The sequence below is a fragment of the Anabaena sp. 4-3 genome, assembly GCF_001597745.1.
GTDB lineage: Bacteria > Cyanobacteriota > Cyanobacteriia > Cyanobacteriales > Nostocaceae > Trichormus.
The window spans coordinates 167,489-178,954 of the sequence record NZ_LUHJ01000072.1; the positions used below are offsets into that span (position 1 = coordinate 167,489).

The following is an 11,466-nucleotide window of genomic DNA, read 5'->3' on the forward strand; positions in this document are numbered from 1 at the left end:
GGGCAACTTGGGTGAGGATGTTTATTGGGGTTTGTTGTTTGAGGAGTTGCATTTCTGATGGGTTTTTGACTAGCATTGCACCAGCAAAGCCTAGTGAGTTGATGGATATGGTTTGAAATTTTTCTTGCGATCGCGGTACAATTAGCATCCATTCTCTTGTGGCTAGTAGGTTATAAGCTCCTGCTTGTCTTTCATTATCAATAGCACCTAAACCTACAGTACGCAGTAAGTGATGATAGGTTTCTAAGGTGGTTTTGGCTGCTGTGTATGGTGACTCTATCCACGCTGGATTTAATCTGGCAAAGGCGTGTTGATATGGTAGTCTGGGTATGGTGAATATCCCGTCTTCAAGTTTCGCTGCGGCTAAAAGCGGTTCTATGGGTATGTTTGTTCCTGAAGGTGTTAAAGGTAGGGGTACTAATTGCAGATGTTTATGTTTTTGGCTTGCACCTGCGGTTTTACCAGCGTTGTAGAATACTAAACCGTCTATTCCCGCTAAACACGCCCACATCGCTGTCAAGTCTGCTAGAGTTAGTAAGCTTTCCTGTTCTTCAAAGGCACGGGTGATAATTAATAGATGGTAATCTACTACGTTGAATTTATTCAAGATACATACATGAGTATCTGAGATATCCGCCACAAATAAATCTTGTTCGTAGGGCAGAAACGGATTAAACTCTTTACCAGATGCAGTTGTTTGTTTGTCTTGTTGTTTCTTCGCTGCGTCTTTACGAACTAGGTTAGATAAAATCCGCACTAAGAATTTAACACCATCCTGTTCGACAAACTCAAACTCTGTCGGTATCGATAGCAGCGCACCACATTCTAAAGCATATTTAGTCTGGTTTTTTACCCTCTCCCATAATGTGCTGGGTTGCAGTAATATCTGAGCGTCTGACATGGTTAACTACGTTTCCACCCTACTCACCAGATTTTAAGGCAAATGTTGCAAAATCTCACAACACCTAGACAAGTTCAGGCGATCGCTTGCAGCTAGGAAGACTTAGCATTTACCTCCTGCTTCCTGGCTGTTGGCTTCTGCCTTCTGCTATACTGTTCATAATCTGCTCTACTCGCTGTAAATTAGCAGTCTCCTGCTTTTGCGAATAGATTTTGATAGCCTGGGCAAAAGCTTGCTGTGCTTCTGGTATTTTGTTTAAAGCCAAGAAGGAATTCCCCTTGACTTCATAAGCTGCTGCATGGTTAGGCTCTCTGAGAATTACGCGATCGCTATCTGTAATCGCATCCTGGTATTTTTGCCGCGCTAACCGTGCTACACTACGTTGATAGTAAGCTTCTATGTAGTTGTTATCTATATCTATAGCTCGATCAAAATCTTTGGTAGCATCTCTATGTTCACCTATCGCTGCACGAGCTAGTCCCCGATGATAAAATGCTAACGCCCAACCTTCCGAATGCTCGATGGTTTTATCATAGTCTTGAATCGCTCCTTGATAATCTTTTTGAGCAAAGCGGGCTAAACCTCGGTTATAATAAGCTTCAGCAAATCTCGGATTAATTCTAATCGCTTGGGAAGCATCCGCAATTACTCCCGCATAGTCTTGCTGAATACGGCGAATTGTCGCTCTCCCATTGTAAGCTTCTGCGTCGTTAGGCTGAAGCCGAATGGCTTGCTCAAAGTCAGCTAACGCAGTTTGATATTCTTGTTGAGCAATGCGAGTTAGTCCCCGACTGGTGTATGCTTGACTATAATTGGGGTCAATTTCCAAGGCTTTTTTGTAATCTACTAAGGCAGCTTGATAGTCTTTGAGTTGACTATAAGCTAAACCCCGATTAGTGTAAGCTGCGGCACTATTAGAGTTGATTTTTATAGCTTGATTATAATAGGCGATCGCATTTCTATAATCTCGTTTCTTGTAGCGATTATCTCCCCATCTAGTATAGTCACTCGCATCAGCTTGGACGTTATCAGGTAATCGCTCTACATCTAGGTTAGCACCTCTAAGGTCAGCATTTTCTAAATTGGCACCGCCAAGTTTCGTCCCTACCAATTCCGCACCTCTTAAGTTAGCATATCGCAGGTTAGCATAACTCAAGTCAGCATTCTGCAATTGAGCATTAGCCAGGTTCGCATCCCGCAGATTAGCATAACTCAATTTAGCATTTCTCAGTTCCACACCTCGCAAGTCAAAACCCTGCAAGTTTGCTCCACTCAGGTTAACACCTCTGAGAGTCACACCACGAAAATTAACAAATCTCAGGTTAACATCACTCAGATTTACACCGTTGAGATTCACACCTGTGAGGTTAACATTATCCAGTCTCGCACCCCGGAGATTAGCAAAAGTTAGAGTTACACCACTCAGGTTAACATCACTCAAGTCCGCATTCCTTAAATCAGCACTGCTTAAATTAGCATTTCTCAAGTCTGCACCAGTGAAGTCAGCACCGCTTAAGTCAGCATTGCTGAGATTTGCATTAGCTAAGTCAGTACGAAATAATCTAGCACGAAACAGTTTCGCTCCCCTTAAATCAGTGTTTCTCAAGTCTGCATTACTTAAGTCTGCACCTTCCAAGTTAGCTTGATTCAAATTAGCTTGATAAAGGTCAGCACTAACCAAATTTTTCCGGCTTAAGTTGGCTCGGCTTAAATTACATCTAGCACATTTATTCGTATCAAGCAATTGTTTAATCTGTTCTGGTCTTTGCGCGTAAACCGGAAGGTGCGAAAATATTGGTGTCAATACAGTCACAGCCGCAAAAACGGCTGAAAGTCCTATTTGCTTGCTGTTCAACAATGTCATCTTTGATTGCATCCGTAACATTCTGCCAAAATGCTGTCTCAATCTACAGATTTACTCTATAGTTTTACGGATACACATCTAGTATTTTTTGTTCCTGTCGGTTAAATACTCAGTAGGGGGTAGGGGTTTAGCAATGCTAAACCCCTACAGGGAGTAGGGTTAGTAGCTATTATAAACCCATAACCCTGATTTTTCAAGTATTTAAAATTTTCTATTCCTAAAACTGATAGTGTCCGCTTCTAGAACATACTCATGATTGTAATAATGCTCGCGCTCGTCAACATGATTAAAACGCCCATTGCCATAGATACGCCCAGTTGATTTGGTTTAGAGCTATTCATTTTCGGGAAATTCCTGAATCGCAGATGATTCTTCTCAACATAGCAATCACCGTACAAATATCTATCAAATTAGGGCAAAACTTAAAATAAAGTAAATTTTCTTCGTAAACAGTGCAGTGTTTGCTAAGAATTTCTCAAACAATCACAAGAAACGCAATGAATCCCGTCTCAACAAGAATTGTGGATGTGACAAAATCATCTTTGTATTGTCCTTGGCGATCGCTATCCTAATAAGTACAGTCAGATACCATATCCCAAGCAAATCATGCTGAAAATCCTCCACCTTTCGGACATCCATCTGGGAAGCGGTTTTTCCCACGGCAGAATTAACCCAGTCACCGGTGTCAACACGCGCCTAGAGGATTTTGTTCAGGCTTTATCTTTGTGTATTGACCGGGCAGTGACGGATGCAGTAGACTTAGTGTTATTCGGTGGGGATGCTTTCCCGAATGCTACGCCACCGCCTTATGTACAGGAAGCTTTCGCTAGTCAATTCCGGCGGTTAGTCGATGCGAATATCCCCACAGTGTTGTTAGTGGGAAATCATGACCAACATTCCCAAGGACAAGGAGGCGCGAGTTTAAACATTTACCGCACTCTAGGAGTACCAGGTGTTGTAGTTGGTGATAAGTTAATGACTCATCATATCACCACCCCTAACGGTAAAGTACAAGTAATTACTTTACCTTGGTTGACACGTTCCATGCTGATGACTCGTCAAGAAACAGACAGTTTATCTTTGGCAGAAGTCAACCAATTATTAACGCAGCGTTTGCAAGTTGCTTTAGAGGGGGAAATTCGCCGCCTTGCTCCTGAGATACCGACTGTGTTATTAGCTCACTTAATGGCTGATAATGCAACTTTAGGGGCGGAACGGTTTTTGGCAGTGGGTAAAGGTTTTACTCTCCCTTTATCTTTGCTGACTCGTCCTTGTTTTGATTATGTGGCATTAGGACACGTTCACCGACATCAGAATTTGCATAAATCTAATAACCCGCCAGTCATTTATCCAGGGAGTATTGAACGGGTAGATTTTAGTGAAGAAAAAGAAGATAAAGGTTATGTCATGGTAGAACTGGAACGGGGGAGTGCAGAATGGGAATTTTGTCCTTTACCGGTGCGGACTTTCCGCACCATCGAAGTAGATGTATCGAAAGCAGAAGATCCTCAAGGTAGTTTAATTAAGGCGATCGCTCAACATGACTTGCAAGATGCGGTAGTGCGGCTAATTTACAAACTCCGTTCTGAACAAATCGATTTGATTGATAACACTGCCCTACATTCTACCCTAAGTTCTGCCCATGTTTACACCATTCAAGCCGAATTAGTCAGTCAGCTAGCTCGTCCTAGGATTCCAGAGTTGAGTGCTAGTAGTAGTATAGACCCGATGACAGCACTTAAAACTTACTTACAAAATCGTGAAGACCTCAAAGATATCGCAGAATCAATGCTAGTAGCAGCCGAAAAATTACTTGTTGATGATGGGGTTAGTAGCTAGTTAATGATTTGCTAACTATATTAGTCATGAGTTTTGTTGCCTGTGCTGCCTCCGCTTTTGAATAGATAACCTTTGTTGTCAGGCATTCAAAGTAGTATAATGTGGTGTTCGACTACTTTAAACAGTAAAATGCTTGACATCCTGTGAACCTGATTGCCAAACTTACCGAGTCAGTTTGTCAGTTTCTTTACTTCAGATATAATAAATATCTAGTTAATGGGAATACTAACCTCGTGTAGATGCACCCGTAGCGGTTGTTTGCCGATAAGCAAAAAAAAATTGCCTCAAGAGGTATGTATAAATGACTAAGGATCATCCTACCCCTATCATCCCCGGATATCAAATTCAAGAGCAACTGTATGCAGGTTGCAAAACCTTAGTCTATCGAGCTATCCGAGAGCAAGACTCTTTACCAGTAGTCATCAAACTCCTAACTTCTGAATATCCCAACTGCAACGAATTATTACAATTTCGCAACCAATACACGATTAGCAAAAATCTGGAGATTTCCGGTATCATTCATCCCTTATCCCTAGAAACCTATGGTAATAGCTATATCTTGGTGATGGAAGATACAGGGGGGATTTCCTTAAGAGAATATATCACCACCACTACGCTTTCCCTGAGTGAATTTTTAGCGATCGCCATCCAATTATCGCAAATTCTCCACGACTTACACCAAAATCGTGTCATTCACAAAGACATCAAACCCGCGAACATCCTAATTCATCCCCAAACTCAGCAAGTTAAACTGATTGACTTTAGTATCGCTTCCCTACTGCCCAAGGAAACCCAAGAAATCAAAAACCCTAATGTCTTGGAAGGAACCTTGGCTTATATTTCCCCGGAGCAAACTGGTAGGATGAACCGAGGAATAGACTACCGCAGTGATTTTTATGCGTTGGGTGTAACGTTTTATGAACTATTGACAGGAGAGTTACCATTTATCTCGGAAGATCCGATGGAGTTGGTACATTGTCATATTGCTAAACAACCAGATAAATTCAAAATTACCCAAGCTAAAATCAACGGCAGTCGGGGTTATAACTTCTCTGGCAATTCCAGATTCACAAATCCACCAGATAGGATTCCCCAGGTGGTGGCGGAGATAGTGCTGAAATTAATCGCCAAAAATGCCGAAGACCGTTATCAAAGTGCTTTGGGGTTAAAATTTGATTTAGAGAAATGCCTAGCTGAATTCACAGCTACTGGTAAAGTAGAAGATTTTGCCATTGCTCAACGGGATATATGCGATCGCTTTCTGATTCCCGAAAAACTCTATGGGCGGGAAAAAGAAGTAAAAACCTTGCTCAAAGCTTTTGAACGTGCCGCCCTTGGTACATCGGAAATCATGCTAGTGGCGGGATTTTCCGGGATTGGTAAAACGGCGGTAATCAATGAGGTTCACAAACCGATTACCCGTCAGTATGGGTATTTCATTAAAGGCAAGTTTGACCAATTCAATCGTAACATTCCCTTATCTGCCTTTGTGCAAGCAATGCGCGATTTAATGGCACAATTGCTGTCAGATTCAGACGCGCTACTTCAGGAATGGCGAAGCAAAATCCTTGCCGCTTTGGGAGAGAATGGGCAGATACTGATTGAGGTAATTCCTGAACTAGAAAAAATTATCGGTAAACAACCCCCTGCGCCGGAATTATCGGGGATAGCCGCCCAGAATCGGTTTAATGCCTTGTTGCAAAAGTTTATTGCTGTTTTTACCACGAAAGAACATCCGTTAGTGATATTTCTGGATGATTTGCAATGGGCAGATTTAGCTTCTCTGCAATTGATGAAACTGCTGATGGCAGAGAAAAGTTATCTGTTGCTGTTGGGAGCTTATCGGGATAATGAAGTTTCGCCGGTACATCCGTTGATGTTGACTGTGGAGGCACTCAAACAAGCGGGAGTAACAATTAATAGTATAACTTTAACTGCCCTCAGCTTCTCTGATGTGAATCAGTTAGTTGCTGATACCTTGAATTGTACCACTGAGCGATCGCACCCTTTAACAGAGTTAATTATCCGCAAAACTCAAGGTAATCCTTTTTTTATCAGCCAGTTTCTTCAGGCATTATACCACAATGGGCAAATTACTTTTAATCCACAGCCAGGATATTGGGAATGTGATTTAGCTCAAATCAATGCCTTGTCTCTCACCGATGATGTTGTCGAATTTATGGCGCAGCAGTTACAAAAACTGCCCAAAGCCACCCAGGATATATTGACATTAGCCGCTTGTATTGGCAACTCGTTTGATTTAAGCACCTTGGCAATTATTTCCGAACAGTCTCCAGCCGAGGTAGCAGAAGCACTGTGGAAAGCACTGCAAGAAGGGTTAGTAGTTCCCCAGAATCAAGTTTATAAATTTTATCTGGGACAAGAGGCGCAGAATCATCAGATGATTACTGAAAATGTCGCCTATCGGTTTCTACATGATCGCGTCCAACAAGCAGCCTATTTCTTAATTCCATTAGAATATAAGCAGCAAACCCATCTCAAAATCGGGCAACTGCTACGGCGGCATACTTCCCCCGTAGATTTAGAATCACAAATCTTTGATATTGTCAACCAATTAAATTATGCTGTAGAACTGATTACCCAGCCCAGGGAAAGAGAAGAATTAGCGCAGTTGAATTTATTAGCAGGGAAGAAAGCTAAACTAGCTACTGCTTATGATTCTGCTTATGGTTACTTTCAGCAAGGCATTGATTTACTCAGTGGCGACTGTTGGCAGAGTCAATATGCCCTCGCCTTAGATTTATATGGAGGTGCGGCGGAGGCAGCTTGCCTCAAAACTGATTTTGAGACGATGAAAAACTTGTGTGATGATATCCTGACGGTGGTGACGGATATTAACGACCAAGTGCAGATTTATGAATTATTGATATTGTACCATCATACGCAATCACAGTTTCGGCAAGCAGTGACCTTAGCGGTACAAACCTTAAATCGTCTCGGTGAAAGTTTTCCAGAAACACCTCAGACTGAAGATTTTGTCAAAGCACTGCAAACCACCCGCAAGTTAGTGCAGCAGGTAGGCTTAGAGAATCTCACACAACTGCCACCCATGCAAGATAGACATAAACTAGCGGCTATGAAAATTTTACGCTGGTCTTGTCCGCCTGCCTATTTTGCCGCACCGGAAATGTTGGGGTTACTGATTTGCCGACTGGTAGATGTGACATTGAAATATGGCTACTCACCGTTAACACCCTTTGCCTTTGGGATTTTTAGTGTTTTACTCAACGGTGGCGTAGGGGATATTGAAACAGGTAAACAGTTTGGGGAATTAGCGATCGCCTTAGAACAGCAGCAGCCTAACTTACAGTATCGCGCCGTAACGTATAATGCAGTATACGCCCTGTCACGCCATTTTTATCAACCAGTCAGGGAAAACCTAGAACCCTTGATTGATGGTTATCAAAGCTTTGCTCAAAATGGCGACGCTGAAAGCTGTGCTTACTGCTTAATCAATGCTTACTTTTGTGCCGTGCTATCAGGGCAGAATCTCCAAGATATTAACCGCCAGTTTGAGAAATATATTCAACAGGTGATGGGGTTAAAACAAGAACAAGTCATCCACCAATTACATATTTGGATGCAGGTTGTGGATAACTTAGTTGAGCCTGGGAAGAACTCAGCACTGCTCAAAGGCAGATTTTTTGATATTGAAGTCAAGCTACCCCAGCTTTATCATAGCAGTAATTATAATACTATTAACTATGCTCATACGGCTCAGACAATGCTGGCGTATCTGTTAGGTGAGCATGAACAAGCCCTAGCAAACGCCTCAGCCACAGAACCACATTTGGGAGCTAGCACAGGCAAGTTTTTCGTGGCAGCGCATAACTTTTATTATTCCCTGAGTCTCACAGCTTTATATTCCCAGACTGCCCCCGCACTTCAGAGGGAATATCTCGAAAAATTGCAGAGTAACCAAGAGAAAATGAGACAATGGGCAAAGCATTGTCCAGAAAACTTTTTACATCGCAGTTTATTAGTAGAAGCCGAGATTTGTCGGATTCAAGGTAATAGCTTCACAGCGATTGATTTATATGATCGCGCCATTGCTCAAGCCAAAGAAAACAAATATATTCAAGAAGCAGCCCTAGCCAACGAACTCGCCGCGAAATTTTACTTAGCTTGGGGGAAAGAAAAAGTAGCTGCCGGCTATATGCAGGAAGCTTACTACTGCTATGCCCGTTGGGGTGCGAAAGCGAAAACGAATCATTTAGAATATTGCCACCCTCATTTACTGCGCCCCATACTCCAGCAAACAACACCAACCCTCAACCCCCTGGAAACCTTAGCCACCCTAATTACGCCAAATCTCTCGATTCACACCGTAACAGCTATCTCCAATTCTTCTAACACTAGCATCAATACCGTGTTAGATTTTGCTGCCGTCTTGAAAGCTTCGCAAGCGATTTCCAGCACCATTCAACTAAATGAACTACTGCACCAATTAACACAAATTATTTTGCAACATTCTGGGGGCGATCGCTGCGCCTTAATTTTGCCGAATAGCGATGGAGACTGGTTGCTGCGAGTCAACGCCACACCAGAAACTACCACACTTTGCTCAGAACCACTAGCGGATAATCCCCAGATTCCCGTTAAACTAATTCAATATGTCAAACACACTCAAGAAGTAGTAGTGATTGATGATGTTCAAACAGATTTACCCGTATTGGGCTATTATCTCAATTTACATCGTCCCTTGAGTGTGCTTTGCTTACCGATACTCAATCAAGGCAATTTGATTGGATTGTTATATGTAGAGAATCGCTCAACCAATGGTGTGTTTACAAGTCCACGCTTGCTAATTCTGAACTTTCTTTGTACCCAAGCGGCGATTTCCTTAGAAAATGCGCGACTGTATCAGCAAGCCCAAGCCTATGCTCAACAATTAGAACAGTCGCAACTTCAGATAGTGCAGAACGAAAAAATGGCATCTCTGGGTAACTTAGTCGCCGGAGTAGCCCATGAAATCAATAACCCGATTGGATTCCTCAACGGCAGTATCAACAACGCTCAAGAATACATCGAGGATGTAATTGCACATCTAGAACTGTATCAACAACATTATCCCCAACCAGCCGCACCAATTCAAGAACACGCCGCAGAAATCGACTTAGAATTTTTGATGGCAGACTTACCCAAACTCATCGATTCCATGAGGGGAGCAACTAACCGCATCAAATCGATTAGTACAAGTTTGCGGACATTTTCCCGTGCTGACACCGATCACAAAGTGACTGCTAACCTACACGAAGGTATTGACAGTACCCTCCTAATTTTAAAATATCGCCTCAAAGGCAACGAACACCGACCCGCCATCAACATTAAAACAGAATACGGACAAATCCCACAAATTCAATGCTTTCCTGGTCAATTAAACCAAGTATTTATGAACATTTTAGCCAATGCCATAGATATGTTTGACGAGATGGCACAAACGCGGACATTTGCCGAACTGCAAACCCACCCCCAAAAAATCCATATTCGCACAGAAGCGATCGCCAATCAAGTATATATCCGTATTCGAGACAACGGTAAAGGCATCAGTGAAGAAATCAAACCCAAAATCTTTGACCATTTATTTACAACCAAAGGAGTAGGTAAAGGTACGGGATTAGGACTAGCGATCGCCCGGCAAATCATCACCGAAAAACATGGCGGCACCATCGAAGTGAATACAATTGTCGGAGAAGGAACAGAATTTATGATTGCCATTCCCATCAAAGCGTAAAAGTTACATATTTGACTTTAAAATACCTATGCTAAAAAAACTACCAATCGCCTTAGTTGCAGCTACCCTATTAGTAGTAGGGATAGATGATCCCCAAACCACAATAGCCGGAACTTGTGCCTCCAAATGTGGCCCGCGTCCCCTGCAATTCACCCCTGGGCAAAAAATTCGAGTAGAATTAACTAACAACACCAAGAACGTCATAGAAATAGAAAAAATCCGAGATACCAAAGCCATCCCCTTAAACCCAGGAGACAAAATACAACTAGAATATGGAGACGGCACAGAACCGAACATTTCCTTAATATTTTGGGATAAAACAGGCGCAGCCTTGCGAGCCGAAATTGCCAAACCAAACTTTGGCACACTAAGCATAAACCTTCACCCCAGTGGAAAATATCCAGGCGATCGCGCCCTCTACATCCGCAACGACGGCCGAGTTAATATACTCTAAAACCTCCGCGCGACGGCAGTCGCTACAACGGGGGGAACCCCCGCAACGCGCTGCCTCTCCTCCGCGTTACCTCCGCGCTCCTCCGCGTTTAAAAAAACACCTCAAAGTGCTACATAGACACCACCCAGAAAACACCCAAACCCAGACAACCCTACCCAACCAACGCTGGCAAATTCACCCCCAAAAACCAGAACTTGCCAAACAGCTAGCATTGGCAACCAACATCTCACCAATTGTCAGCCAATTACTAATCAACCGCCAAATAGAAACCATAGAACAAGCACAAGCCTTTTTAAACCCCGAAACCATCAACTTACCCTCACCCTTAGCAGAATTCCCCCATTTGCAGCTAAGTGTAGAATTACTGCAACAGACAATTATCAACCAAAGTAAAATAGCAATCTGCGGTGATTACGATGCCGATGGCATGACAAGCACCGCTTTACTGTGGCGTAGTCTCCGCAGCTTAGGCGCACAAGTAGATTACGCCATCCCCAGCCGAATGCACGAAGGCTATGGTATTAATAACCGAATTGTCGAAGAATTTCACAGCGAAGGTGTCAGCTTAATTCTGACAGTAGACAATGGTATTTCTGCCTATGAACCCATAGCCAGAGCCAGAGAACTAGGCTTAAAAGTAATTGTCACCGATC

Annotated in this window: 6 protein-coding genes; 4 read left to right on the forward strand and 2 right to left on the reverse strand. The window is 42.8% G+C overall.

Annotation, left to right across the window (positions count from 1 at the left end; genetic code table 11):
* On the reverse strand, nt 1-901 hold a 901-nt coding region (locus A3775_RS21140; RefSeq protein ID WP_066426637.1), incomplete at its 3' end, for a phosphorylase.
* A 109-nt stretch (nt 902-1,010) separates the two neighbouring features.
* Nucleotides 1,011-2,777 (reverse strand): pentapeptide repeat-containing protein, encoded by a 1,767-nt coding sequence (locus tag A3775_RS21145; RefSeq protein ID WP_082803812.1) that lies wholly within the window; start codon nt 2,775-2,777, stop codon nt 1,011-1,013.
* Nucleotides 2,778-3,371: 594 nt separating this feature from the next.
* Here A3775_RS21145 and sbcD point away from each other — a divergent pair.
* The 4 genes from sbcD to A3775_RS25140 form a co-directional block, all read left to right on the forward strand.
* Nucleotides 3,372-4,604 carry an exonuclease subunit SbcD gene (gene sbcD, locus A3775_RS21150; protein WP_066382769.1) on the forward strand — a complete coding sequence of 411 codons (1,233 nt, stop codon included), beginning with the start codon at nt 3,372-3,374 and terminating at the stop codon, nt 4,602-4,604.
* Nucleotides 4,605-4,905: 301 nt separating this feature from the next.
* A complete protein-coding gene (locus tag A3775_RS21155) occupies nt 4,906-10,359 on the forward strand; it encodes an ATP-binding sensor histidine kinase (protein ID WP_066426639.1) in 5,454 nt (1,817 codons plus the stop codon).
* A gap of 28 nt (nt 10,360-10,387) precedes the next feature.
* On the forward strand, nt 10,388-10,813 hold the full coding sequence (locus A3775_RS21160) for a hypothetical protein (RefSeq protein WP_066426645.1): 426 nt from the start codon (nt 10,388-10,390) through the stop codon (nt 10,811-10,813).
* A 106-nt stretch (nt 10,814-10,919) separates the two neighbouring features.
* Nucleotides 10,920-11,466 (forward strand): DHH family phosphoesterase (locus A3775_RS25140; RefSeq protein WP_231867052.1); only part of this gene is annotated, 547 nt, incomplete at its 3' end.